16 protein-coding genes and 4 pseudogenes are annotated in these 26,829 nt (G+C 69.0%); 10 read left to right on the top strand and 10 right to left on the bottom strand.

Features of this window, described 5'->3' with window-relative positions:
* Window positions 1–3 precede the first annotated feature (3 nt).
* A complete protein-coding gene (locus AB0H83_RS45320; RefSeq protein ID WP_360107909.1) occupies window positions 4–4,134 on the top strand; it encodes a glycoside hydrolase family 38 C-terminal domain-containing protein in 4,131 nt (1,376 codons plus the stop codon).
* Entirely contained in the window at window positions 4,131–4,700 is a 570-nt protein-coding gene (locus AB0H83_RS45325) for a hypothetical protein (protein ID WP_360107912.1), read from the top strand. Before AB0H83_RS45320 ends, AB0H83_RS45325 begins: the two co-directional genes overlap by 4 nt.
* Here the strand turns inward: AB0H83_RS45325 and AB0H83_RS45330 are convergent.
* Window positions 4,649–5,503, bottom strand: a pseudogene (locus AB0H83_RS45330) (TIGR03619 family F420-dependent LLM class oxidoreductase); the annotation flags it as partial. The gene AB0H83_RS45325 and the pseudogene AB0H83_RS45330 sit on opposite strands and share 52 nt — an antisense overlap.
* 30 nt (window positions 5,504–5,533) lie before the next feature.
* Window positions 5,534–5,719 (bottom strand): annotated as a pseudogene (locus AB0H83_RS45335) (hypothetical protein); the annotation flags it as partial.
* 338 nt (window positions 5,720–6,057) lie between these two features.
* Between AB0H83_RS45335 and AB0H83_RS45340 the strand changes: the two are divergent.
* A complete protein-coding gene (locus tag AB0H83_RS45340) occupies window positions 6,058–7,584 on the top strand; it encodes a Re/Si-specific NAD(P)(+) transhydrogenase subunit alpha (protein ID WP_360107952.1) in 1,527 nt (508 codons plus the stop codon).
* A gap of 4 nt (window positions 7,585–7,588) precedes the next feature.
* Window positions 7,589–9,007 carry a Re/Si-specific NAD(P)(+) transhydrogenase subunit beta gene (gene pntB, locus AB0H83_RS45345; protein WP_360107914.1) on the top strand — a complete coding sequence of 473 codons (1,419 nt, stop codon included), beginning with the start codon at window positions 7,589–7,591 and terminating at the stop codon, window positions 9,005–9,007.
* A gap of 362 nt (window positions 9,008–9,369) precedes the next feature.
* Here pntB and AB0H83_RS45350 read toward each other — a convergent pair whose 3' ends face one another.
* From AB0H83_RS45350 to AB0H83_RS45360, 3 genes and pseudogenes are all read right to left on the bottom strand, one after another.
* Window positions 9,370–9,648, bottom strand: coding sequence for a hypothetical protein (locus AB0H83_RS45350; RefSeq protein ID WP_360107917.1), 279 nt, complete (start codon window positions 9,646–9,648; stop codon window positions 9,370–9,372).
* Window positions 9,649–10,007: 359 nt separating this feature from the next.
* Window positions 10,008–10,265 (bottom strand): annotated as a pseudogene (locus AB0H83_RS45355) (lipid II flippase MurJ); the annotation flags it as partial.
* A 165-nt stretch (window positions 10,266–10,430) separates the two neighbouring features.
* On the bottom strand, window positions 10,431–11,411 hold the full coding sequence (locus AB0H83_RS45360) for an LCP family protein (RefSeq protein ID WP_360107920.1): 981 nt from the start codon (window positions 11,409–11,411) through the stop codon (window positions 10,431–10,433).
* Between the two features lie 377 nt (window positions 11,412–11,788).
* Between AB0H83_RS45360 and AB0H83_RS45365 the strand changes: the two genes are divergently transcribed.
* The gene (locus AB0H83_RS45365; protein WP_360107923.1) at window positions 11,789–13,354 is read left to right on the top strand and encodes a DUF2142 domain-containing protein; all 1,566 of its coding nucleotides are present in this window, start codon (window positions 11,789–11,791) and stop codon (window positions 13,352–13,354) included.
* A 214-nt stretch (window positions 13,355–13,568) separates the two neighbouring features.
* Window positions 13,569–13,807, top strand: a pseudogene (locus tag AB0H83_RS45370) (recombinase family protein); the annotation flags it as partial.
* A gap of 108 nt (window positions 13,808–13,915) precedes the next feature.
* Here the strand turns inward: AB0H83_RS45370 and tkt are convergent.
* The 3 genes from tkt to AB0H83_RS45385 form a co-directional block, all read right to left on the bottom strand.
* Window positions 13,916–15,985, bottom strand: a complete 2,070-nt coding sequence (tkt, locus tag AB0H83_RS45375) for a transketolase (protein WP_360107926.1) — start codon at window positions 15,983–15,985, stop codon at window positions 13,916–13,918.
* 157 nt (window positions 15,986–16,142) lie between these two features.
* Entirely contained in the window at window positions 16,143–17,000 is an 858-nt protein-coding gene (locus tag AB0H83_RS45380; protein WP_360107929.1) for a tetratricopeptide repeat protein, read from the bottom strand.
* A 444-nt stretch (window positions 17,001–17,444) separates the two neighbouring features.
* Window positions 17,445–18,020 carry a calcium-binding protein gene (locus tag AB0H83_RS45385; protein ID WP_360107932.1) on the bottom strand — a complete coding sequence of 192 codons (576 nt, stop codon included), beginning with the start codon at window positions 18,018–18,020 and terminating at the stop codon, window positions 17,445–17,447.
* Window positions 18,021–18,389: 369 nt separating this feature from the next.
* Between AB0H83_RS45385 and AB0H83_RS45390 the strand changes: the two genes are divergently transcribed.
* The gene (locus AB0H83_RS45390; protein WP_360107934.1) at window positions 18,390–18,611 is read left to right on the top strand and encodes a hypothetical protein; all 222 of its coding nucleotides are present in this window, start codon (window positions 18,390–18,392) and stop codon (window positions 18,609–18,611) included.
* Between the two features lie 218 nt (window positions 18,612–18,829).
* Window positions 18,830–21,883, top strand: a complete 3,054-nt coding sequence (locus AB0H83_RS45395) for an ATP-binding protein (protein ID WP_360107937.1) — start codon at window positions 18,830–18,832, stop codon at window positions 21,881–21,883.
* On the opposite strand, the gene AB0H83_RS45400 is transcribed toward AB0H83_RS45395, so the two are convergent.
* Window positions 21,813–22,067, bottom strand: a complete 255-nt coding sequence (locus AB0H83_RS45400) for a hypothetical protein (RefSeq protein ID WP_360107940.1) — start codon at window positions 22,065–22,067, stop codon at window positions 21,813–21,815. The two genes, AB0H83_RS45395 and AB0H83_RS45400, sit on opposite strands and share 71 nt — an antisense overlap.
* 171 nt (window positions 22,068–22,238) lie before the next feature.
* Here AB0H83_RS45400 and AB0H83_RS45405 point away from each other — a divergent pair, with 171 nt between their 5' ends.
* Both AB0H83_RS45405 and AB0H83_RS45410 read left to right on the top strand, forming a co-directional pair.
* Window positions 22,239–22,910 (top strand): response regulator transcription factor, encoded by a 672-nt coding sequence (locus tag AB0H83_RS45405; protein WP_360107943.1) that lies wholly within the window; start codon window positions 22,239–22,241, stop codon window positions 22,908–22,910.
* A 184-nt stretch (window positions 22,911–23,094) separates the two neighbouring features.
* A complete protein-coding gene (locus AB0H83_RS45410) occupies window positions 23,095–26,052 on the top strand; it encodes a P-loop NTPase fold protein (protein WP_360107946.1) in 2,958 nt (985 codons plus the stop codon).
* 312 nt (window positions 26,053–26,364) lie between these two features.
* On the opposite strand, the gene AB0H83_RS45415 is transcribed toward AB0H83_RS45410, so the two are convergent.
* Window positions 26,365–26,829 (bottom strand): hypothetical protein (locus AB0H83_RS45415; protein ID WP_360107949.1); only part of this gene is annotated, 465 nt, incomplete at its 5' end.

The following is a 26,829-nucleotide window of genomic DNA, read 5'->3' on the forward strand; positions in this document are numbered from 1 at the left end:
TACATGCGCATCCTCGGCATCACCGGCACCGAACTGTTCGTCGACGCACCGGAAGGCGGCCCCTTGCAGGTGGTCCGGGTCGAGGTCGAGGGCTGGCCCGGCCGGCTCGACATCACCGGCGACGGCGTGTGCGGGTCGGCCGAGGTTCACAGCGGTCCGGATGTCGAGGTTGGTGTCACGTGCACCGCGCCGCCCGGCACCGTGGTGCCGATCACGGTGGTCGCTGACGACGGTCAACCCTTTGCCACCACGCTCGTTGTGGCCGAGCCGGGCTGGACGGTGTGGATGGTGCCGCACTTCCACTACGACCCCGTCTGGTGGAACACCCAGGCGGCCTACACGGCGATGTGGGACCGGGCGGGCCGCCTGGGCACCGAGTTCCGGGCGCAGTTCCAACACACCGGCTTCGACCTGGTCCGGCTGCACCTGGAGACGGCGCGGCGGGACCCGGACTACAAGTTCGTGCTCGCCGAGCTCGACTACCTCAAGCCCTACTGGGACAGCCACCCCGAGGATCGCCGGTACCTGCGCACGCTGCTGGCCGAGGGACGCCTCGAACTGATGGGCGGCACCTACAACGAGCCCAACACCAACCTCACCTCCGCCGAGTCCACAATCCGCAACCTGGTGCACGGCATCGGCTTCCAGCGCGACATCGTCGGCGGCGACCCCCGCACCGCCTGGCAGCTCGACGTCTTCGGCCACGACCCGCAGTTCCCCGGCCTCGTCGCCGACGCGGGCCTGTCCTCCTCGTCCTGGGCGCGGGGCCCGTTCCACCAGTGGGGCCCGATGCTGTGGACGTACGAGCCGCGCGACGGGTGGGGCGACCCGTCGACGATGCAGTTCAGCTCCGAGTTCGAGTGGATCTCCCCGTCCGGGCGCGGGGTCCTGACCCACTACATGCCGGCGCACTACTCGGCCGGCTGGCACATCGACGCACAGCCGACCCTCGCCGGCGCGCAGCAGAGCGTCTACGAGCTGTTCCTGCTGCTGAAGAAGGTCGCCGCGACCCGCAACGTGCTGCTGCCCGTCGGCACCGACTACACCCCACCAGCCAAATGGGTGACCGACATCCACCGCGACTGGAACGCCCGCTACGCCTGGCCACGCTTCGTCGTCGGCCTGCCGAAGGAGTTCTTCGCCGCCGTCCGCGCCGAACCCGGCTTCACCCCGTCACCGCAGACCCGGGACATGAACCCCGTCTACACCGGCAAGGACGTGTCGTTCATCGACACCAAACAGGCACAGCGGCACATCGAGGCGCTGCTCACCGACGCGGAACTGTTCGCCACCGTCGCCGCCGCCGTGCACGGCGCGCCGTTCCCGCACGCGGCGGTCGACAAGGCGTGGCGGCAGCTCGTGTACGGCGCCCACCACGACGCGATCACCGGCAGCGAGTCCGACCAGGTCTACCTGGACCTGCTGACCGGCTGGCGGGAGGCGCACGACCTGGCCGGCACGGTGCTCGACGACGCGCTGCGCCGCCTCGGCCCGCAGGACAGGGACGGACCGGGACGGGCGGTGGTCGTGTTCAACCCGTCGGCGTGGCCGCGCACGGACCTGGTGCGGGTCCGCATCGAGTTCCCCTCCCCCGGCCCGGCCGGTGTCGCGGTCGACGACCTGCCGGTGCTGCTGGAACACGTGACACACCACGACGACGGCAGCCTGGCCGCAGCGGACGTCGTGTTCCGCGCCGTAGACGTCCCGTCGCTCGGCTACCGCACGTTCGCCCTGCGCGCGGACGCCGCCGCGCAGGGCTGGTCGCCGGTCGGCGGTGACCCGGTCATCGCCAACGAGGCCTACCGGGTCGTCGTCGACCCGGACCGTGGCGGCTGCGTGTCCAGCCTCGTCGACCTGCGCACCGGCCGCGAACTGCTGCAGCTCGGCCGGGTCGGCAACGAGCTGCTGGTCTACGACGAGTACCCGGCCCACCCCCGCTTCCACGAAGGCCCCTGGCACCTGCTGCCGAAGGGCCCCGCCACCCACGGCTCGTCGCGGCATCCCGCCACGGGCGTGCTGGTCGAGCACTCCCCGCTCGGCGAGCGGATCACCGTCACCGGCGCGACCGGTCCCCTGCGGTACACGCAAACCCTGACCCTGTGGCGCGGCGGTGACCGACTGGAGCTCACCACCAAGATCGACGACTTCACCGGCGCCGACCACCTCGTCCGGCTGTGCTGGCCGGCCGACGTCAACGGCGGCCTCCCGGTCAGCGAGGTCGGCAACGCCGTCGTCGGCCGCGGCTTCGGCCTCATCAACGTCGACACCGAGCAGTCACCATGGACCCTCGACAACCCCGCACAGCACTGGTTCGCCGTCTCCAGCACCGTCCGTGTCGACGTCCACGACCCCTCTGGCACCCGCCGGCACACCAGGGCGATCGGCATCGCCGAGATCGTCGCCGACGACTCCGACCTCCCCGACGTGCGCGAGCTCGCCGTGGCGTTGGTCCGGCGCGGCGTCACCGCCACCACGACCCGCCCCGACGGCCCCCGCTACGGCCGGCTCGCCGTCGACTCCAACCTCCCCGACGTGCGGATCAGCGTGGGCCGCAACCCATTCACCGAGGCCGTCCTCGCCGCAGCCGGACCCGCATACGCCGACGAGATCGACCGGCAGGTCACCGCGACCGGCGGCGCCAGGGTGTGGGTGCCCGCCGCGAAGGCGCTCACCGAGGTATGGGTGCCCAACGCGGACCTCACCGGCGTCCTCGACCTGCCCGTCCTCGTGGTCGTCGGAGCGCTTCCGCAGCTGCGCCAGGACCTGGCCGCCGTCAGCGTGGTGCCGGTGACCTCGCCGTGGCCGGCGGATGACACGGTCGATCCCGATCTCGACGACCGGACGGTGGCGCTGATCAACCGTGGCGTGCCGGGCTTCGCGGTCGACACCACCGGCGCGCTGCACCTGTCGCTGCTGCGCTCGTGCACCGGCTGGCCGTCCGGGGTGTGGATCGACCCGCCGCGGCGCACCGCACCCGACGGCTCCACCTTCCAGCAGCAGCACTGGACACACACGTTCGACGCGGCGCTCGTCGCCGGGGCCGGCGACTGGCGCGCCAATCGCCTGGTCCGGCACGGCCACGAGGTCAACCACCCGCTGCACGCCCGCGTCGTGGCCGGCACCGCCACCACGGCTCACAGCTACCTGCTGGTTTCGCCCGACAGCGACGTCGTCGTCACGGCGCTCAAGCCCGCGGGGAACCCGCTCGCCACCGGTACCACCGCCGCCACCGTCGACAGCGTCACGGTGCGTCTCTACGAGGCGGCCGGCGCACCCGCCGACGTCCGGCTCGACCTGTGGACGACCGTGACCCACGCGGCATCCACGAATCTGCTGGAGGACCCAGGCGAGGCGCTGCCCGTGAAGAACGGCGGGGTGCTGCTGTCGCTCGACGGCGCCGACATCGCGCAGGCCGTCGTCCGGGTCGGCCCAGTCCCCGCGGCCGCTACGCCCACCGGGCCTGCCTACGCGAAATACTGGCTGCACAACAGCGGACCGGCACCGACCGGCAACCTGCCAGTGACCATACACCTGGATCCGCCCGTCACGGCCGTCGACGGGCCGGTGGAGATGACGGTGACCGTGGCATCGGACCTGACCCACGACGACGCCACCGGCACCGTCGCGCTGGACGTGCCGGCGGGCTGGCGCGCCTCGCCCGACAAGGTGCCGTACTCGGTGAGGCCGGGCGGCCACACCAGCACCCAGGTTGTCATCGAGCCGCCATCGCCCGCCACGCCGGGCGTGCACTGGCTGCGGGCCCACACCGAGCACGGCGTCGAGGACTTTGCCCGGCTGCTCGTCCGCACCGCCGCACCCGAGACCGTGACCGCAACCTGGGACACCGACGCCCTGAACCTTCGGCCCGGCGAGTCCGCCATCGCGGTGCTCGACCTGACGACCGACGCGGCGAGCCCGATCGTCGTCGAGGTGCAGCTCATCAGCCCCTGGCACACCTGGGACATGTTCCCGGCTCCGTCGACGCGGGTGTACCTGACCGAACGCGAGCGACTGGAGATCCCGGTCGAGGTCCCTGACGGCCACGGCCACGGCCGGTGGTGGGCCCTGTGCAGGATCGCGCACGCCGGCGAGCTGCACTACACCGCACCGATCACCATCGAGGTGACGGCGTGACCGGCACCACCGGCGTGGCCGCCTGGGTCGCCGACCGGCCAGTCACCGTCGCCACGGTTGAGGAGCGGCTCACCGCCCTGCGCCGCGGCCCGTACGCGGCGCGGCTGCCGCACCCGGACACCGCCGAGGGCCGCAACCTGCGCCGCTGGATGGTGCAGGTCCTCACCGTCGAGGCCGTCGTGGAGCACGAGGCCCGGGCGCTGGGCCTCTCCCCCTGCGATGACACGCCAGTGCCGCTCACGCTCGCCGAGGCGCTGCGCACCGGCGGCGTGACCGCCGCGGTCGTCGCCGCCCACCCGCTCGCCCGGTCGTTGCGGACGCACGTGGCGCCGCCCGTGCCAGCGCCGCAGGACGAAACCGAGGCCTACTACCACCGCAACCGCGACCGGCACCCGCAGCCCTTCGCCGACGTCCGCGACGACCTCGCCGCCATATTGGGCGCCGAGAACGCCGAACGCCGGTTCGCGCGGTGGCTGGAGCAACGCTGCGCGGCCCTGGTCCACCTCGAACCCGGCTACGAACACCCCGGTGACCCCCGCCACCCGGACGCCGTCCACCGCCACTGATGTGGCCGGCGTGTCTCGGCATTGCTCAGGCCTCGCGTTCGTCGGGGGTAAAGCGTCCGCGCTTTGGCCCTGACGGTCTTTGCCCAACGGCGACGTTCACCGCCGGGCCTTGCGCCTGCCGAAACCCCATCCGCCCTGGTGGGGCCTGTGAGGGAGTGCCGGAGACATTGACCCGGTTGCTGGGCCTGGGCGTAGCTGGTGATCGATGCGACATGATGGGTTTCCGTGCTGCTGCGACTGGCGTACCTGGCGGTGACGAATGCGTTCACGGTGTTGCGTCTGCTGCCGATGAGCAATCGGGACAAGGACGTGGAAATCTTTGCGATCGCCTCGGCGGCATCCTCCACGAATACCAACATGCCGCCCGACCTGCACGGATGAGGTTTTCGGCAAGGGCAGCGCTCGATGACGCCCTCGCCGTAGTTGGGGAACCAGGCGTCGCCGAACGCCAGCACACGGTCCAGCACGCCCGGGCCCATGCCACCGACGAGGATCGGCGGGTGGGGGCGCTGGGCCGGCTTCGGGAATGACCAGATCCGTTCGAAGTCGACGTACTTGCCGTGGTACGACGCCTCCTCCTCGGCCCAGATCGCCTTCATCGCCTCGATCCGCTCGCGCAGCACGGCCATGCGCACCCGCGGGTCGGTGCCGTGGTTGCGCATCTCCTCGCGGTTCCACCCGGCGCCGACGCCGAACTCGAAGCGGCCACCGGAGAGCTGGTCGAGCGAGGCGACCTCCTTGGCGGTGATGATCGGGTCACGCTCGATGACGAGGCAGATGCCGCTGCCGATACGCAGCCGGCTGGTGGCCGCCGCTCCCCCATGCGGTCTGGATCAACCAACCAGCGCTGGAAGCAGCAGTACAGAAGAACTAGGGAATCTTGTCTCAACGATCTTGACAGGTTCCGGTGGGACAGCGATCGTACGGCCTGTGGGTCCAGCCATCAACGTTCCCGTGCACTGCTGCCGGACCGTGCAGGTGCGGCAGTCCGCCCGCCGAAATAGTGCCGCCAGTCGCGGCTTGCCATCCGCAAATGGCGGATTTCACTGCGGATCGACCATCCCCTGTGGACACCTGACGGTCTCGGCCCGTCAGTCGACGTGGCACTCTTCCTTGCCCGAGCCGGGTCGCTCAACGGCACACGGATCCTCGCGGACCGGCCCGACAATCATTGTCCCTGAGACATCAATGCCTCGGGGCCGTCGCGCGATGTGATATTGACTATCTTCAAATTCGGTGTCGCGGCAGGTAACAATCGCTCGACGCCAACAAGATCCGAGCGAGGCGCTCGGCGAGGGAACGTACCGACGGCCCGTTGCTCTACATCCTCCTTCAATCCTCAACTGCGGAGCTCATGATGATCATTGGTGTGCTCAGGGAGTCACGCCCGGGAGAGACGCGCGTGGCAGCGACGCCAGCCACGGTGGTGGGGCTGGTCAAGCTGGGTTACGAGGTGATGGTGGAGTCCGGCGCCGGTCTGTTGTCCTCGTTTTCGGACGAGGCGTACGTCGAGGCGGGCGCGACGATCGGTCAGGCGTTGAAGGCCGACATCGTGTTCGCCGTCGACGCGCCGTCGACCGCGCAGCTGGACCTGCTGCCCGAGGGCGCCGTGCTGATCAGCATGCTGTATCCGCGCCTGAACCCGGACCTGGTCGCGGACCTCTCCCGGCGACCGATCACGGCACTGGCGATGGATGCCGTACCCCGGATCTCGCGAGCCCAGTCGCTGGACGTGCTCTCGTCGATGGCCAATATCGCGGGCTACCGGGCGGTGGTGGAGGCGGCGCATGTGTTCGGCCGGTTCTTCACCGGGCAGGTGACCGCGGCGGGCAAGGTACCTCCGGCCAAGGTGCTCGTCGCCGGTGTGGGTGTCGCCGGCCTGGCGGCGATCGGTGCCGCCGGCAGCCTGGGCGCGATCGTGCGGGCGACGGATCCGCGGCCGGAGGTGGCCGACCAGGTCAAGTCGCTGGGCGGCGAGTACCTGTCGATCAAGACCGCGGACGTGGAGGTCTCCGCGACCGGTTACGCCAAAGAGATGTCGGACGACTACAACCAGCGCGCTGCCCAGTTGTACGCCGAGCAGGCTCAGGACGTCGACATCATCATCACCACGGCGCTCATCCCCGGCAAGCCGGCACCTCGGCTGATCACAGCCGAGATGGTAGCCAGCATGCAACCGGGCAGCGTGATCGTCGACATGGCCGCCGCCAACGGTGGAAACGTCGAGGGCACCGTCCCGGGCGAGGCGGTCGTCACCGGCAATGGCGTAACGATCATCGGCTACACCGACCTGGCGGGGCGGCTGCCCGCGCAGGCGTCACAGCTCTACGGCACCAATCTGGTGAACCTGATGAAGCTGATGACCCCCGGCAAGGACGGACAGCTCGTCCTGGACTTCGACGATGTCGTGCAGCGCTCGATGACGGTCGTACGCGACGGCGAGCTGACCTGGCCACCGCCGCCGGTATCGGTGTCGGTGGCCCCGGCCGCCGCCCCTCGGGCGACCAACCCGGTCGAACCTCGCGAGCAGCGACCGGTCTCGGCGCGCAGGCGGTTGACCCTGGTGGGGGCCGGTGCGGCCGTGCTGTTCCTGGTCGTGGCACTGTCACCCGCCGCGCTGCGGGGTCATCTCACGGTCTTCGCACTGGCGATCATCATCGGCTACTACGTGATCGGACACGTGCACCATGCCCTCCACACGCCGCTGATGTCGGTGACCAACGCCATCTCGGGGATCATCGTTGTCGGCGCCCTGCTGCAGCTCGGGCACGGTGACAACGTCGTGACCACGCTGTCGCTCGTCGCGATCCTGCTGGCCAGTATCAACATCTTCGGTGGCTTCGCGGTGACGCGCCGCATGCTCGCCATGTTCTCCAGGAGCTGAACTGATGACCGTTGAAACGGCTGCGCAGGCGGCGTACATCGTCGCCGCCCTACTCTTCATCCTGGCGCTGGCAGGTCTGTCCAAACACGAGACCGCCAAGGTGGGTAACACCTTCGGCATCGCCGGCATGGCCCTGGCGTTGGTAGCGACCATCGCGCTCGCGGTCGTCGACGAGATCAGCGGACTCGGTCTGACACTGCTCATTGTGGCGATCGTCATCGGCGCCGCGATCGGGTTGTACCGCGCGAGCAAGGTCGAGATGACCGGCATGCCCGAGCTGATCGCGCTGCTGCACAGCTTCGTAGGTCTCGCCGCCGTGCTCGTCGGATGGAACGGGTACCTGCACGTCGAGTCCGCCATGGGCGGGGCCGAGGCCGAGCTGCTGCGTCGCCAAGACCTCCTCGGGATCCACAGCGCCGAGGTCTTCATCGGCGTCTTCATCGGCGCCGTAACGTTCACCGGCTCGATCGTGGCCTTCCTGAAGCTGTCCGCCCGGATCACGTCCAACCCACTGATGCTGCCGGGCAAGAACATCCTCAACCTCGGTGCGCTCACCGCGTTCGGCGTGCTCACGGCCTGGTTCGTGATCGAGCCGCAGCTGTGGCTGCTGATCGTCGTCACCGTGATCGCCCTGCTCCTGGGCTGGCACCTGGTCGCCTCCATCGGCGGCGGCGACATGCCGGTGGTCGTGTCAATGCTCAACAGCTACTCTGGCTGGGCCGCGGCCGCATCGGGCTTCCTGCTCGAAAACGATCTGCTCATCGTCACCGGCGCCCTCGTCGGCTCCTCGGGTGCCTATCTGTCGTACATCATGTGCAAGGCGATGAACCGGTCCTTCATCTCCGTGATCGCCGGTGGCTTCGGCGCCGAGGCCGGGTCCGCCGACGACACCGACTACGGCGAGCACCGGGAGGTCACGGCCGAGGACGTCGCCAAGCTGCTCGCCACCGCCGACTCCGTGATCATCACCCCCGGGTATGGCATGGCGGTCGCCCAGGCGCAGCACGGCGTCGCCGAGCTCACCCGCAGGCTCCGGGAGAAGAGCGTCAACGTCCGCTTCGGTATCCATCCCGTGGCGGGCCGCCTGCCAGGTCACATGAACGTGCTGCTCGCCGAGGCCAAAGTGCCCTACGACATCGTCCTGGAGATGGACGAGATCAATGACGACTTCGCGGGCACCTCGGTCGTGCTGGTCATCGGGGCCAACGACACGGTCAACCCCGCGGCCACCGATGACCCCGCCAGCCCGATCGCCGGCATGCCCGTGCTCAGGGTCTGGGACGCCGACAGCGTCATCGTGTTCAAACGCTCGATGGCCTCCGGCTACGCCGGCGTGCAGAATCCCCTGTTCTTCCGGGAGAACAGCGCGATGCTCTTCGGCGACGCGAAGGACCGCGTGGAGGACATCCTCCGCGCCCTTTGACACTCAGGGAGCGCGGTCAGATCTGCGGAAGGGCCAGACGGACGGCAACTCGTGTTGGGTAATGATGCGTGTCAGCCCTCGGCACGACGCCAGCCCAACCGCGCTGGTCAAGAGGCTTCTCGAGCCCTCGATGCACTCGAACAGTCGAACCCCAACGCGGCCTGTCCCCCGCCTTGAGCCCTCGACGAGGAGCGCGACTTTGCCGCCGCGTCGGCCTCGTCCAACGTGCGCCCGCCGGTGTTGTTGCGCTCGCGGCTACCAGACGGCGCCGCTCCGGCGGTCCGCGAAGCATCGAGGCCCTCCATCAGCCATGATCAGGTGGGCACTCGTAGCCGACGTGCGGATACCCGATCCTGCCCGGGTCAGCAGTAGGTCCGCTCTGCGGTGTTGGCGACGCCGTCGGCCTGTGCGACGAGCTGGCCAGCCTTAGTGACGTACTCATCTGACCGGGCCTTCCATCCACCGGTCATGTTCGATGCGTCCCGTTCGAGCGACTCGATACCGGCTGTGTCTGGAGCGTTGGACGGTATGAACCCTGGCACCGCGGCCATCGCTGTGCGGTAGGCAGCGAGGTTCCGGTCCAGTCGTTCAACCGCATCGCGCACGGCGGTGATGTGGTCGGCGACAGCGGCAGCTTGCATACGTCTGTCAGTGGCATCCCCACGGTTGATCCCGCTCGCCCACTACCACCAAGATCAGCCGCCCGCGCACGCCGCAGTTAGGCAGCTACGGAACGTAATTTGTGGTCGGCTGGTCCTTGTGGGGACGAATCGATGAAGGTTGCCCGATGGCAATTCAACGCGTTGGGAAATGGGGCACTGTTGCGTTGCTCGATCGGGTGACGCAATGAGTCCGATTGCCTGCCGGCTCAGATGGCCCCGGCGAGCTCGGTGAACGCTGCGGCGACGCGGAGCCCACGCGGGGCGTCGACGCCGAGTTCGTCGTTGCCGCGGCGGAGGTTCTGCATGAACGCGTGTCCGGCGATGATCGTCTGCGCGGTCCGGTCGGTCCGTAGCCCGCCCGCGCCGCCGTCGGGCTCCGTCAGCGCTGCCCGGGTCAGCATCGGCACGATGACGCTCGCCATCGCACCCCCGACCACCAGGTCGTACACCACGTTCGGCAGCGCGTTCGCCAGGTTGTAGCTGTCCAGTAACCGGCTACGCAGTCCGAGCACGGCCGCCAGCACCAGGATCCTGACGAATCCGGCCGCCCGCAATGTCAGCGTCGCCACGGCCGCTCCCCGGCCCGCGCGTCCCAGGGACGATCCGGCTGTCCCGCCGACCTTCACAACGCCGACCGGTCAGCCACCGGCGACCAGTTGGGGGTGGGCGGCGACGAAGCCCTTGACCTGGTCGGTGCGTACGGCGGTGAGCAGGTTGATGGTGGTCTGGTCGAGGTCTTCGGCGGTGCCGTTGCCGGGCGACTAGTTGAACGTGCCCTCGTTCGACTTGATGGTGACCACGTCATCGCCGCTCACGCCGCGCATGGCGTACGCCCAGTCGGCCAGGTCGATGCCGCCGCTGTCGATGGTGATCGCCTTGCCGGCGACCTCGAGGACCTTGTTGAACCGCACGGGGTTGGTGAGCACGTCCTTGCTGAGCATCCTCTTGAAGACGGCCTTGATGAACTGTTGCTGGTGGCGTTGCCGGTCGTAGTCGCCGTTGGGCAGGGTCTCGCGTTGCCGGACGTAGTCGAGGGCCTGCCACGGTTCGAGGTGCTGGTAGCCGGCGTGGTAGACCACCGGGATCACGCCCGGAACCGGGTCCAGGCCCTGGCCGCCGTCGTCTCTGGTGTACTGCCGGAACGGGACCTCGGTCCCGCCCTTGCCGTTGTGACCGATGCTCACGGACGTGGTCTCCTGATCCACGTACATGTCGACCCCGCCGAGCACGTTGACGACCTGTTGGAAGCCGGTGAAGTCGACGATCCCCGCGCCGTCGAACGTCACCCCGCACAGCTTCTTGATCGTCAGGGCGAGCAGCTCGACGGCATGGCTGCGGGCGGCCGGCCCGGTGAGGCCGTTGCCACCGTAGGCGAACGCGGCGTTGACCTTGTCGTCGCCGCCCGGGTACTGCCTGGCCCCGTTGTCGTACGGCGGGATCTCGACCCAGGTGTCCCGAGGGATCGAGACCATGAACGCGGCGTCATACGTCGCCGGGATGTGCAGGATGATGATCGAGTCGGAGCGTACGGGTTCGCGAGGGTCCTGGCCGGGGCGGGCGTCGACACCGATGAGCAGGATGTTCTTCGCCCCTGTGACTGACGCGTGGCCGGGCTGCTGGGCCCGCTTGCCGGTGTCGCCGAGCAGGTTCTGCTCGACAACGTTGCGCATCGCGTACGAGAGCAGGGCCTCCTTCGCCACAAGCACCGCGCCGGGCAGCACGGCCAGCATCGTGCCGAGCACGATGCACCACCGCGCCCACGACGGATCCTTGGGCCGTGCGCGCTGATCCCGGTCCGTCGTCACGGTTGCCCGGCCGCGTGCGCGGCCGGGCCGGTCGTTCACCGAATCACCGGATCGGTGCGGTTCATCCGGAGAGGTCACCGGGCCGGCTCCTGTTCACGAGGTACGTCGGACAGGAGAAACCTACGGACCAGGTGGACCGGCAGCCGCGGCGTCTTGCGACATCAATCCCGAATTCCACCCCCTACGAAACCGGTGCCCGAGTCCGCGCCGCCGGTGTATCCCGTCTGTGCCCGGGTACGAACGGGCCGCTCGCAATACGCATCCGTCAGCGAACGTCACTCACGAGGATCCCATGTCGGTACTTCCTGTCCTCCATGCGGCGCAGTAGCGTCGCGGGGCCCGCGCCGCGCTGGTGGCTCTACATGTCGGCGTTCTTCCTGATCGCAGCGGGGTGGGCGCTCGCGCTGCCGGTCAACGGCACGTACGACGAGAAGGACCACATCGCCCGTGCATACGCCGTGACCACCGGACAGCTCACCACCCACCGCACGGTCGTCGACCGGCGCGACGACCGCAAGCCCGCGTTCCTGGTACCGGCAAGCCTGATGCCCAGCAACAGCAACGTCGACTGCGCCTGGGCGCCCCGCCCGGCGCGCTCGGCCGACTGCCAGCGCTGGACCACCGACCGGGCCCGCGTCCTCACCCCGAGCGGTGCGGCCAGGTACAGCCCGGTCTACTACCTGCTCGTCGGTGCGCCGCTGGTGCTCGCGCCCGACCGGACCGGCATCCTGCTCGCGCGGCTCATCTCGGCGCTGGCCGCGGCCGCGCTCCTGGCCGGCGCGGCCGGTGCCGCGCTGCGGCTCGGCAGCCGACTGCTCGCGCTCGGTGTCGTGCTCACCGCGACGCCAATGGCGGCGAACCTGACCGGCTCGGTCAACCCGAACGGCCTCGAGATCGCCGCGGGAGTCGCCGTCTGCTGCGCGCTGCTCGCCCTGCTGTGCGCGCCCGACGCACGGCTCGGCGGCCGCGCCGTGCGCCACCTGCTGGCGCTGGTCGGGGTCGGCTCGCTGGTGCTGCTCACCGTCCGCCAACTCGGGCCCGCGCTGCTGACGCTCATCGTGACGGCGTGCGCGGCGCTGGCCCGCCCCGGCCGCATCGCCCAGCTGTGGCGGCGCCGCGAGACGCGCTGGATCGTTGCCGGCTCGTGGTCGCTCGGCCTGGCCGGTTCGCTCGGCTGGATGGCGTACTCCGGCGTGGCCGGCGTCGCTCCGGTCGTCCGCGACGCCCAGCACCTCGCCCCGTTGGAGCTCGCGCAGGTCCTGGCCACCCGGCGCATCCCGTTCTATCTCAAGCAGGTCGTCGGCCAGTTCGACTACGGCGAGACCAAGCCGCCGCTGGTGGTCATCGCGGCGTGGTGCCTGCTGCTGGGCGCCGTGGTGGTGCCGAGCCTGATCCATGGCGGCCGCCGCCTCACCCTCGTCGCCGCCTCACTCGGCGCCGCCTGCCTCGGTCTGCTCCTGGCCCTGGAACTGCACTATCTGCCGATCATTGGCTGGTTCGCGCAAGGCCGGTACGCGATGCCGGCAGCCGCCGGCGTGGTGCTGTGCGCCGCCTGCGCGCCGCAGTTCGAGCGCCGCCTTGCCTCGCGGCACCGGCTACGCCCCTACTGCGCCGTCCTGACCGGCGTGGCCGCAGTCCTGCACGTGTACCTGCTGGCGTTCGTGATGACGCGTTTCCAGTCCGGCCCGGGCGCGCGCCTCGACCCGTTCACGGGCGTCTGGCGGCCACCGTCCGGCGCGCTGCCGCCGTTGCTGGCGGTGCTGGCCGGCGGCACGATCCTCGCGGTGCTCGCCGCGGTGGTGGCCGGCGACAGTACGCGTGGTCCGGTCCACGCACCGTCAGAGCAGCACGCGTTGCCGTCCATGCCGAACGTCCAGTGACGCGCTGACTCCGTCAGGCGCTGCTCGCGCGAAGCGCGGCGGCGTCACGCCGGGATCGCGGAGTCGACCGGCGCATCGGCAGCATCCGAGGGTCCCGCCGAGGGGCGGCTGCGCAGATCCAGGTGATCGAGCCAGGCGACAAACTGTCGATGTAGCGGCTCCGGGCTCAACGCGCGCCGTCCCAGGCTGGCAAAACTGTTCCGCGCCCCGGCAGGTCTCGACCATCGTCGTCGAACACCGCGACCGGCTCGCCCGCTTCGGGTCGAGCACTTGACGTGCGCACTTGCCGCCACGGGACGCACAGTGGTCGTGCTCGACAGCACCGAACCCGACGACGACCTCGTCCGGGACATGACCGAGATCCTGACCTCGTTCTGTGCCCGCCTGTACGGTCGGCACACGGCCAAGCGCCAGGCGCAGGCCGCGATGGACGCCGCCGAGGCCACAGCGTGAGCCGGGCCGAGCAGGGTTTTCCGCATCGAGCTTGATCCGACACCGCAGCAGCGTGCCGATGAAGCAGGAACGAGAATCACTGAGATTCTCCGAACGGTGTTTCTGCGGTCATGCGTTCGCGTTCGCGGCTACCTGTTCCCGTGCGACCTGCGATACCTGTTCCGGCGTGAATCCGAACTTCCTCAGCAGCTGTTTGAGCGGTGCGGAGGCGCCGAACGTATGCATGCCGACGACCGCGCCGGCGTCTCCGACGTACCGTTCCCAGCCGAGCGTCGACGCCTGCTCGACGGCGACCCGGGCGCGTACCGCCGGAGGCAGCACCTGGTCGCGGTACTGGCGTGGCTGCCGGTCGAACAGCTCCCAGCACGGCATGCTCACCACCCGCGCCGCGATGCCGTCGGCGCTGAGTTCGTCGCGTGCCGCGAGTGCCAGCGCCACCTCCGAGCCGGTGGCCAGCAGGATCACGTCCGGGTCGCCGGAGGGCGCGTCGGCCAGCACGTACCCGCCCATCGCGACCCCCTTTGCGGCGGCCAGCCGGCTCCGGTCCAACGTGGGCAGCGGCTGCCGGGAGAGAATGAGCGCTGCGGGCTCCCGACGCAGTCCGGCGACAACTCGCCAGGTCTCGACCACCTCGTTCGCGTCGGCCGGGCGAAACACCAGCAGTCCGGGCATGGCCCGCAGCGAGGCGAGCTGCTCCACCGGCTGATGGGTGGGTCCGTCCTCGCCGACCCCGATCGAGTCGTGGCTGAAGATGTGCAGCGTCGGAATCTCCATCAACGCCGACAACCGGATCGCCGGGCGAGCGTAGTCGGAGAAGATCAGGAAGCCCGACCAGTACGGGCGGAGCTTGGTCAGCGCCATCCCGTTGGCGATGGCCGCGGCGGCGTGCTCGCGGACACCCAGGTGGAAGTTGCGTCCGGACCGGTCGTCCGGCTGGAAGTCGCTAGCGCCGGGGAACGTGAGGCGGGTCTTGGTGGACGGAGCGAGGTCGGCCGAACCACCCAGCAGCCATGGCACCGCCTGCGCGAGCGCGTTGAGCACCTGGCCGGAGGAGTCACGGCTGGCGATGCCCTTCGCATCGGCCGGGAAGGTGGGCAGCGCACCTTGCCAGCCGTCCGGCAGTTCACGTCGCTGCATCCGCTCGATCTCGTCGGCCAGCTCCGGATACGCCCTGCGGTACGCCTCGAAGCTCGACCGCCAGGCGGTGCGGGCCCTGTCACCCCGGGCGCCGATGCCCTGCGCGAACCAGTCGTACACGTCGTCCGGGATGTAGAAATCGACATCCTCGGGCATGCCGAGGAACCGTTTGGTCTCCCGTACGGCGTCTGCGCCAAGCGGCTCGCCATGCGCTGTCGCGGTGTCTTCCACCGGCGAGCCGTACCCGATGTGGCTGTGCACCAGGACCAGCGTGGGACGCTCATGTTCGGCCAGGAAGCCGTGCAGCGCCCGCTGCACGGAGTCGAGGTCGTTGGCGTCCGCGACGGTCGTCACGTTCCAGCCGTAGGCCAAGAAGCGCTCGGCCAGGTCCTCGGTGAACGTGATGTCGGTGTGGCCCTCGATCGTCGTGCGGTTCGAGTCGTAGATCCAGCATAAGTTGGCCAAGCGCTGGTGACCGGCGAGCGAGGCGGCCTCCGCGGAAAGGCCTTCCATCATGTCGCCGTCCCCGGCGATCGCGTACACGTTGAAGTCGAAGAGAGGGAAGCCGTCCCGGTTGTACCGGGCCGCCAGCCACTGACCCGCGATGGCCATCCCGACGGAGGTCGCCACGCCCTGGCCGAGCGGCCCGGTGGTGCTCTCGACGCCGCTGGTCCACCGGTACTCGGGATGACCCGGACAGCGCGAGTCGAGTTGGCGGAACGTCTTCAGATCGTCGAGGGTGACCGAGGCACGGCCGAGGACCTCGTAGTCCGGGTCGACCGCCCGTACCCCGGTCAGGTGCAGCAGCGACCACAGCAGGGCCGAGGCGTGGCCCTCGGACAGCACGAACCGGTCCCGGTTGGGCCAGATCGGATCAGCCGGGTCGAACCGCAGGAACCGCTGCCAGAGGGTGTACGCGACCGGCGCGATCCCCATCGGCGTGCCCGGATGCCCGGACTCGGCCCGCTGGACCGCGTCCATGCACAGGCCACGGATCGTGTTCACGGACAACGTGTCCAGATCGGTCGTCGTGGTCGTCATCTGGCCGACCTCCCTCGTTCTCACGCCAAGGTCGGCGCGCCGACGTCCCAAGCCGTTCTGTACCAACCAATATCCACAGTGCCTCGACAGGCTCACCCGGACCGAGCGATTGTCCTGCTCTTCGCGACCAGCGCAGGTGCTGCTGAGCCGGCTCTGATCACTCACCCGTGGGTGATCCGCTCCCACCAACTGGGTGGATGTTATTGAGGGTGGCGGCTTCACCGGCCCGGTTGCCGACCTCCCGCAAGGTGGGTAGGGCCTGCTGGTAGTAGGACAGGGCCTGCCGGCGGTCCCCGAGCCCGTCGTACACCCGGCCGATGTTGTTAAGGGTGGCGGCGATGTTGCCGGGGTCGCCGACCTCGCGGTACAGGGTCAAAGCTTGGTCGTAATCGTCCGGCGCCAGTCGGGGCTGTCCGGTGGCATTTCTGGCCCAGCCGCGGCCGTAGAACGCGTCGGCATCCGGACCCAGGGTCAGCGTGGCGCTGGCCAGCACTCCGACATCAGCGAACCGGGACGTTCCCAACCACAGCCGAGCAACCCGGCGCCCGACCTGCCGGGCGATGACCGGTTCCCGGCCGGCCACCGCCAGCCGATGCACCTCCACCGCTTGGGCGATGTTGACCGCAGGCTGGCCGCAACCGTAGGACTCTGGTCCCGCCGACCCTGCACTGTCCATCAGGCCCAGCGTCCTCGCTCCCGTACCGTACTCACCCAAGCGCCGAGATGACTCGGAATCCGCAGAAGCTGCGACATCACCCGATGCCAACGCACGCTGACACACCGTGTCACTCTCGAACAATCGCCAACCGGACACAGAACCAAGCACACGGTCCGACGCCATGCACCGAACGGTCACCACATTGCGGACCGCCAATGCTCTCGTCACGAGAGCCGGTGCAGCAATCGAATGAACTGGGGTTGGCTCGGCGAAGTCCAAGGCCTGCAGATCAGCCTCGACGCTGCTGGCCGTAAGTTCGCAGCACTCGACCGGCTCGCCCGCCAGCAGCCGGTTCACGCGCCCGTGTCGTTGGGCATGCCGATCCTCCCTAGAGGGGAACGCCGATGACTCCGGCTGTGACAGGTGAACCGGGCCCGAGCCGGGGCAGGCCATACGGCCCTGTCATGAGGGCTCTGGTCTGACGAGCTTGGGTGACGGTGCGCAAGCGTCGGTCCGCTGCTGGCCAGCGTGACTGCTGTACTGGCGTCGCACGCTCACGCCGGATGGCACCGGCCGGGTCCCGGCCTCCTCTGATCCCCTTCGCACCCACTCGAACCTCTCCGGGAGGAAGCGAGCCGTCATGACACGCCAGACCCACAACGCGACCATGCAGCCCGGTGCCGCAGACCGGTCGGGCATGGTCGCCGCGTACCCGACGAGCTGGCCCTGCTGTACCCGGGCTGCTCAACGCCTGAGCGGGGCGCCGGCGGTCCGCGCCGGCACCCCGCAGCGTCATCGCGCTTACGGCAGCACGTTCACCGGGACCTCGCAGCCGTCGTTGACGCTCAGCACGTCGCCATTGACGTGCGGGCCGCCGTCGCCGAGGTCGCCGCCGCCCCCGCCGCAGTGCAGGAGGTCGTCGTCGGCCCCGCCGCGCAGCCAGTCGGTGCCGTCCCCGCCGCGCAGGGTGTCGTCGTTGTTACCACCGTCGATCTCGTCGTTGCCGTCGTTGCCGTACAGGATGTCGTTGCCGTCGCTGCCGTCGACCTCGTCTTCGTCGTCGCCACCCGACACCCAGTCGTGGCCGTTGTCGCCGTCGATGATGTCGTCGCCGCCCCAGCCGCAGATGGTGTCGTTGCCGTCGCCACCGTTGATGATGTCGTTGCCCTGGGTGCCGCCGATGACGTCGGCACTGGCCCCGGCGTTGACCGGCACGCCGGGCAGGGCCTGGATGGTGATCGGCAGCCCGTTACAGGTGCCCGGCAAGGCCGCCGAAGCCGGCGCCGCGACGCCGACGACGGCGAGCGGCAGCCCCAGCAGGGCGGCGGTGGCCGTGCGGATCAGGTACGGCCGGATGGTGCGTCGGTTCGTGAACACGTCGGTGTCCTCTCGTCCCGGACCACTCCGGAGTGGAGGGTCTCGATGACCAGGGACACGGCCGGTATGTCAGCGACACGTAAGGATCGGGTCAGCGGCCGATAAGGTCCGATGCACGACACGCGTTGTTAGGAGGGGCGGATTGGGATCGAGACGATCGAGGCGTACGAAGCACGCATCCGCGCCCACGTCGTACTGTGCTGGCTCGCCCTGCTGCTCATCCGCATCATCGAAACCCGCACCGGCACGACCTGGCCCAAACCCGCCTTCGGCCTGGCCACCTCGCCGCGGATCGACCTGTCGACGGTCGAGCGCGCCTTCACCGACCGCAACTCCGACCACGACGCCGACTACGCGGCGATGAGGCTGGTGAACTGGCTCGTGACCGCAGTGTGCGAGGTGCCGGTCGGCGAGGCCCCCGTTGCCCGAAGCGCGTATGTGCGCCGGTGCGCGAGCGGCGACATCCCGCCTGACGTGCCGCCGGTCGTGGCGGGGATCCTCGCCCGGCACGCCTCCGCCGCGGCACGGACGAACGACTTCACCTGGCGCCTGTTCGCCGGTGACCTCCACCCGGAGTACCCCGGCCCGTAGTCAGGTCCGATGCTCTTGCCGGTGGCAGCTCGTGCCATAGCCCGACCTCGCTGATGTCATGGCTGCCGTTCCTGTCCGTCAGGAGGTCGTGGGACTGCAGTAACCGACACACGTCCGGGATCCGATCGCGGACCTAGCGGCTTGCATCTTGACCAGGATGCGCGCCGGTTGGAAACTGCCACCACGCTGCGTGTCGAACTCATGTCATGGGGTGAATCATGGATGGCAGTGACCGCCTCACCGTGTACCTCCTGCACGACGCGACTGACGGCGGCCCTGCCGCACAGACGCTGCATGACATGCTGGCCGAACTGACGCCGCCGGTCGACCTGTGGCCACTCGGGACCGGGTCACCCGACTGGGTGGATGTGGTGCTGGTCGTGCTGTCGCCGGCCGCCGCCGTCGAGGGTGCACCGACTGCACTGACAGCCGCGCGCGTCCATGCCGCCGGGCGCGCCGTCGTCCTGGTGCGCACACATGCCGGCATGCAGCCACCCGCGGTGCTCGCAACGTGTCCGACGTTCGACCTCAATCTCAGCACCGACGATGACGCCGGCCTACCCGGCTTCGTCGCGCACCTGCGGGCGTTGGCCGCGCCGTCACGGGCCGTCGTCGAACTGGAGATGTCTGTCGAACGGCACCGCCGGAAGGCCGAGTCGTTACATGACGCCGCGAGGATCGCCTACGAACATGATGTCGTCGGGCCGGTGCAAGCCGAGCTGGCAGCGGAGCGTCGCCGGGCGATGGCGGTAGGCGGATCGGCGGAGCGCCCCCACGGCGACCACCGGCCACACCTCACCCAACGACGTGGTGCCCCGCCGTCATCGAAGGTCCGCATCGTGAACTATCCGACGCGGGGCTGGCTGCCTGGACGGCATGATCCGGAGGAGGCGCTCGCCGCGCTCACGGCAGCCCTCGGCAGCGGGAAACGCATCCTGACCGTCCAGGGGCCGGCCGGCAGCGGCAAGACCGCGCTGATGGCCCGCCTGTGCGACAGCCTGTCCGGCGCCGGTGCCGTCCCGGTCGACCTCGTCGTCTACGTGTCGGTCCTGGAGTTCGGCCTGTTGGCGCCGTCCGCGTTCGTCACGGTGCTTGCCGCGGCACTGGACACGACAGGACTCGCCCCCGCCGCGGTAGAAGATGCCCGGGACGGCACCCGGCCATGGTACGAGCGTCTCGAGGCAGTGTTCGACGCGCTCGGCACCACCCGCGTGCTGGTCCTCGTCGACGACGCAGACAGTGTCCTGGACGATCGCCGGCGTCTGCAGACCGGCATGCTGGGGCCGCTGGTCGATCAACTGCTGCGTGCCGGCGCGCCCACGATCCAGCTCGTACTCGGGTTGACCGTGGACGACGAACGGTGCATCTGGGAGTACGGCAACCTGGTGCAACGGGTGCGGCTCGCCACCGGCCAGCGACCGCTGCACTCGTTCCGCGCCGCGGTCGCGGCGCTGGATCCGCACGGTTGCCTCGCACTGTCCGGCGCGCTGGACAACGTATTCACAGAGCCGCCGGACGCGCCGACCGCCACCGCGCACGCGATCGAGTCGCTGACCAGCCTCCTGCGTTCGGATCCTGACGCGGCGCTGCCGGTCGTCCGCGGGCGGACCGCCGCAGAGGCCGAGCGGCTCCTCATCGATCGGAAGCTCGACACCCTGCATCGCACGGCGCGGCGGGTCGTCGAGGCGCTCGCCGTCTTCGACCGCCCACAGACCGCCGACGCGGTCGATGCTGTCCTGGACGACGTCGTCGCTGGTCCGAACAGCCGGGCAACGCTCGATCGCCTCACCGCGGACGGGTTCGTCCGCAGCGACGGAACCACCTACTTCCTGCCGGTGGACGACGTGCGGCCGGTCCTCGACCGGATCCCGCCCGATGCGCGGACCGCACGGTGCGAGAGCGCCTACACCTTCTACGACCGGCGTCGGCGCCCCAAGCCCAGCACCTTCGCAGACCTGACCCCGATCCTGCGACAGGTCGAGGTGCTCATCCATGCCGGCTGTGACCAGCGTGCGCTCGAACTGATGGACAGCCTCGAAGATCACTTCCTTGGCAGGTGGGGCCAGGGGCACGCGTTGCTGCCGTGGCGCCGCGACCTGACGAAGCGACTACTCGACGCCGGTGACGCAGAGTCCATCGGCGACCATTGGTCAAACGTGTCCCGGATCGCCGAAGCGCTGCGCGAGGTCGGAGCACCAGCGGCCGCCTTGCGTGAGCTGGCCGCGGCCAAGGATGAGATTGCTGAGCTCACCGGCGTGAGCGGTGCCCTCGTCGCCGTCCAGCAAGGCGCGGCCCTCTACGACCTCGGAAGTTGCAGCGATGCCAAGAGATACTTCGAGGTCGGCTACCGCGACGCCGTCCCCGCCGATGCGACTGAGGCGTCGGAGACGGCGCGCGCCAAGTGCCATGCACTGTCCGGACTCATGCTCTGCCATATTGAAACCGGTGCGTTCCAGCACGCCCTCGACCTGTACGCAGAGGCGATGAAGCACCTCGACCCGCTGATCCGGACCGACGTGCCGGCGCCGAGCGACCAACTGCTCCATGCGGCGCTCACCGTGAACAAGGGCATCGCTCTGCGCTGGTTGGACCGCCCGGCCGACGCTTGGACGGCCGTCGACGACGCTGCGCGGCGGCTGCAGGCCGCGGGGGCGCAGCACCTGCTCGGCCGCGTCAACTGTGTGCGAGCCAGCCTCGCACTCGACGCCGATGACCACCAGCAGGCATGCCTGCATGCCACGGCGGCCCTGCAACAGGCGGTGGCGGCGCCCACCCACACACTCATGTACGAGGCAAACGTCCGCCTCGCGCTCGTCGGCCTGCTGTCGGGCGATGATGCGATGGCACTTCCTGCGGCGCGTGCGGCTGACCGGTTGGCGCGCAGCGTGCGCCAGTTCGCCGGGACCGCACTGCTCGGGCTCGTGCAGCTGCGACTCGACGACGTCCAGGCCGCGAAGCGGTCGTTCACTGAGGCAATTTCGAAGACCACTGTGCTGCAACGCCGCGAGGGCAAGAACTTCGAGCTGCTGTTCTGGCACAGCCTGCTGCAGTTCGCGCTGGCGTCGTTTCAGACGGACTACGACCAGTCTGAGATCAGCGTGACGTACAAGGCGGCATGCAGACAGACTGGGAATCCGTCGGTGGCGAAACGACGCATCGACCGGCTGCTGAGCCTGGTCCGCGCAGCGGTCCCGGGCCGCGTCATCGACGTTTTTTGGACCGAGGATCCGCAGGCTGGCCCGGATGCTGGGCGCTCTGCGTCAGCTCGGTGAGGGTCGGATCATGTTCGCTGGCCAGCTGCGGGCCGAAACCCTCGGCCGAGACCTTCGCGAGAGGATCATCCAACTCCACCTCGGCCGGCAGCCGGCTGGCGTCCTCGGTCGTTCGCCGCTTCTTCTTGACGACGACCGACGGCTCCAGACCGCGTTCAACCATCACGACCTCCCGGCAGATCAACAGCTCAGCGTGTTGGCTACGGCACTCTGCGGTACGACGCTAAGCCCTGGTGGTCGAACCTGGCCATGCCTACTTGAGCGACCACATGGCAGGGACTGCAACGCCCCGGATGGCGCAGGCTGCCGCGTCTCGGGCGATGGACGCCAACGGCATGTCGGTCGTGGCACTGGCGTGCTGCGTGCGTCAGGATCAGCGGCACACAACTTCCGATGCCGCCGGCTGGAGGCAGGGCCGCCCATGTCTGTCCGGGTAGCGATCCGCGATCCACTGCCACTGTTCCGGCGCGGGATCGCGGCTGCCCTGCACGACATCGACATTGCCCCGGATGCGCCGGACGACCTGCTGGCCTGGACGCGCGAGCAACGACCGGCGATCGTCTTCCTCACACTGGAGTCCGCCAACGACTGGGCGCTGCTGGACCAGTTGTCGGCGTCGGCAACCGATATCACCGTCCTGGCGGTGCTGGTCGAGGCCACCACCGCGAACTACGTCCGCGCACTGTCCGCCGGCGCGGTCGCCTGCCTGCCCCGGCATGCGACGCCCGCCGCCGTCCGAGAAGTGCTGCAGTCGGTCCTGGCCGGCACCAGCGCCGTGCCCATCCAGGTGCTGCGTGTCCTGGCCGCACGGCACGCCTCCGTGGGGTCGAAAACCTCGACGCTCACCGACGAGGAGCTGTCCTGGCTCCGCGAACTGGCGCAGGGCACGAAGGTCGGCACGCTCGCCGAACAGGCCCGATATTCCGAGCGGATGATGTTTCGGCACCTCCACGAGATCTACCGCAAACTCGGCGTCCGGACGCGCACCGAAGCCCTGATGTACGGGCGTGAACAGGGCTGGCTGTGAACCCGCTGCGCCGCCCGACACCTGTAACGACACATCGATCCGTACACCAGGGAGCGTGGCTTGAATGACCGAGGTTGCGTCACAGAGCGCACCGCCGGGCCGGCGGTTCGTGGTGTACAACGGAGCCAGGGACGTCACCTGGTCCGACCGTCTCCGCATCGCCCTGCGACGCCGGGGAGCCGTCGTGGACCTGCCAACCGGCGTACCGGCATGGCAGGCCTTGCTCGCCCTCGACCCGCTCACCATCGGCGTGCTCATCATCACGGATCAGTCGACGATCACCAGTTCGAACATGCCCGGGTCAATGCGGGCCGCCTTCGACCTTGCCGCCGTCGGTCGGCTGACGCTCGTCATCGCGCACGAGGACGGCACTCCACCGTCCGGGTCAGCTGGCACGCTGGTCGAGGTCCCGCTCCAGGCCGATGAGGCCACGATGGCCGGCGTCGTCGAACAAGTGATTGCCGCGGCGGCCCCGACCGCGACGGGCCGTCTGGCCTGCGTGGTCACCACACTGCCCATGCTCGACGCCTGGGCAGCCGTGATGAGCGGCGCGGTGCGTCTCGACGACGCACACCATCAGGTCCTGGTAACGGCGGCCGGTGTCGAGCGGTGGAATCTTGCCGTGGTCGCCGCCGAGTCACCGCAGGCGAGCCTCAGCGCACTGTGGATGACGTGCGCGTCCCTCAGGCCGGACCTGATCGTGGTTCAGGCCGCCGGGTACGGCATCCGCGGTTCGGTGAATGTGAACGACGTCGTGCTGTCCTCACTTGTGGAGTATCCGTCGGCCACAGGAGCGGTCCGCTTCCGCCCCGCCGAGACCATTGACGGAATCGTCGCATCGATGGACACATCAATTGCGGTCGGACGTACCGTGACCGTCACTCCAGCACTGACCGACAACACACCACACGGCAATTGGTCAGGCGTCGCGGTGGTCGTGGACGGCGGCGGGCCCCCACTGCCGACCGGGCTGCCCGACTGGATCGTGGCCGTGGGCATCGTCGGGATGCTCGGCACACCCGAACCCGCTACCGACGAACATCGGCTCGCCACTTCGGTCGTGGCGGTCGTGCAACGCGTCGTTGCCGCATTCGCGGAGACGATCAACAAACGCGCCGTCCTCGCCGGACTGATACCCGGCATCACCGGCTTCGGCGACCGGCCACCGAAATCCGACCAGATCGACCGTTCGAAGATCGCGGAGGCGGTCGCGGCATCCATCATCTACGCCCCCTCGGGAGAGGACGACGACGCCAGCCCCCGCGTGGTCTCGCTGGAAGGACCGTGGGGTACTGGCAAGACGACCCTGCTGGGGCTTCTGCGCGAGAAGGTCCAGGCGTCGACGACCCCGACCGACACCGCTGCGAACGACGCAGCAGCATCGAAGACGCCGACACCGACGCCGGGACGGCGGCTGACCGCTTGGGGTGCCAGCCGGCTCCTCAGTCGTGCCGACCACGGCTGGGACGTGGGCGACGAACGCCGCTCGTCTGCTGCTGACACGGCGAAGCACGGCAAACTTGCGAGCTGGATCATCCGGCAGTGGCAACGACGAACCGGGAGCCGCCTCGTGCGCCTCGTTCGCCCCGACCTCAGCGCTCCCCGTCTCCAGAACGGGCGGAAAACCGCAGGTCCGACCTTCAGCCCGATCACCGTGTGGTTCAACCCTTGGTCGCATCAGTCGAAGGAGCAGATTTGGGCGGGGCTGGCGGGCGAAATCGCCACGACAGCAGTGGAACGGCTCTGCCCGACTCCTGAAGATCGGGAACGGTACTGGTTTTCGCTGAACATTCGAGACATCGACCGCCGTCGGGTCCAACAGGAACTGCACCGGCGCGTGCGGTCGCCGATGTTCCGGCTCGCGGTGTTCGCCTTGACGGTGCCGATCCTGGCGCGACTGGCCGACCCGAACGCGACCGCGGTCGAGATCCCCGCGTGGATTCCGCTGGCACGCACGTCCGAGCCTCCGGTCAAGATCGTGGCGGTGTTCCCGATCCTGCTATTCCTCATCGCGGCGGTCAACACGTGGTGGCGCTTCGCCTGGCGACCTGCCACCGACTTCCTACCCGCGGACCTCTTCCAATTGCCGGTGCTCGGTGGGGCTCTGCTCGACGGGGCGGCAGCAGGGGCCATCGCAGACCCGCTCTACCGCGGGCGGGCCGGAAAGCTGCAGATCTATCAACACGCTGTCCGCACGCTCGCCAAGGATGCCAGGCGGCAGCAGTGGTACCTCATTGTCTTCATCGACGACCTCGACCGCTGCCAGCCGCAGACGATCGCGGAGGTGTTCGAGGGCATCAACGCGTTCGTGGCGAGCGAGTTCGAACACACCAGATTCGTGCTCGCCATGGATCCGGCCGTCGTCGCCGCGCATCTGAACGTCGTCTACGCAGGTGTCCGGGACGCGCATGCCGTCGCCGCGCCGGAAGACCCGGACGTCGGCTGGGCATTCATGCGCAAGCTGATCCAACTCCCGGTGATCTTGCCGGTAGCGGCGATGGACCCTCAAGCGAAGCTCCTGACGAGGGTGCTCGGCCAGGACCCAATCGCGCCACCACAGCAGCAGCTGGCGACGACAGCACCGCAGCGAAGCCAGGACCCGTCGGCTAATGGGTTCCCGGACACCGGTCAGGGCACCGGAACCGATGCCGGGCAACCGGCGCTTCTCGTGACTTTTCCTGATGCCGACACCGGCACCGATGATGACGCCGCGGCCGATCCGCTGGTCATGAGCAAACCGTTCCTCGATCTCCTCGCGGTACGGCTCAGGGCACGCCCCGACTGCTCGTTGCGTGAGCTCAAACGCATGTTGACGGTATGGCAGTACTACGTCCGGGTCGCCGCAGCCAGTGACATCGTCGACAGCCCACCGCAGGAGACAGCAGGGCACCTGCTGATCCTCGCCGAGATCGTCACCCGGTGGCCATCGCTCCAGGCCCGTCTGCACTGCTTCGTCGAAGGAGACCGCGCCCTCCAACTGCTCGCCAAGGCAGCCACGACAAGCAAGGACGGTTGGGATGCCCACCTGGCGGCACTGCGGCTCAACGACCCGCGGGACGCGCCGGCGTGCAAGAAGCTGCGCGCCCTGCTGAGAGACCACGACGGTGTCGAGGTAGCCGCCCTCGCGGCCAAGCTCATGTGAGAAGAGCTGCCGAGGCCGCCGGATCCATTCCCCGAGGTGCGGCAATGCGAAGTATTCGTGCGCCGCGGCGGCCCGCTCGAGATCCGCGGCCGGGCGCCGCTCAACCATCCTCTCGGTGCCGTCCGCACAGATCGCGGTGAGGATGTCCACCACCGCCCACAGATGCCGGTCGCCGACCAGGCCATCCGCTGGAGGCGCCGTCGCACCCCTTTCATCTCACAACGAAACCGTTGGGCGGTGGATCGAGGCTTTACCTGGCCTTTTCGAGGGACCTCTGGCGGACTATGTCGACGCGGACCTGCGGAACGCAGGTCAGCGTGGCGGCATTTTGTCCCTGGTGACCGCGTTTTCGAGATCCCGGGCGAAGGTGTCCGGATCGCGGGTGCGCACGTAGGTCGACACGGCTTCGTAGAAGCCCTCCTGGAACTGTGGGCTCATGGCCTCGCCGTGGGCGATCGACAGCAGCACCGACGAGCCCCAGAGGCTCTTCGAGGCATCTCGCTGGTAGACAGACAGGGACGAAGTATCGACGTTCCGGAGCACCGGTACCGACCCCTTCGCCTTGCTGAACGGAATCTGGGTCGCCGGCTTGCTGATGTCGCTGAGGAAGGCAAGGGCGTTCTTGGCGTTCTTGGCTCTGGTCGCGGCCACGAAGACGTCGACGACCGCGAGGAAGCTGTCGTCGGTGCCGGGAAACGCCACAGCTCCGAAGTCCTTGCCCTCCCGTGCGCCGGAGGTGACCAGTTCGCCGTACGCCGAGTCGTTCATGGACTCGAA

It is taken from the genome of Dactylosporangium sp. NPDC050688 (assembly GCF_040654515.1).
Taxonomy (GTDB): domain Bacteria; phylum Actinomycetota; class Actinomycetes; order Mycobacteriales; family Micromonosporaceae; genus Dactylosporangium.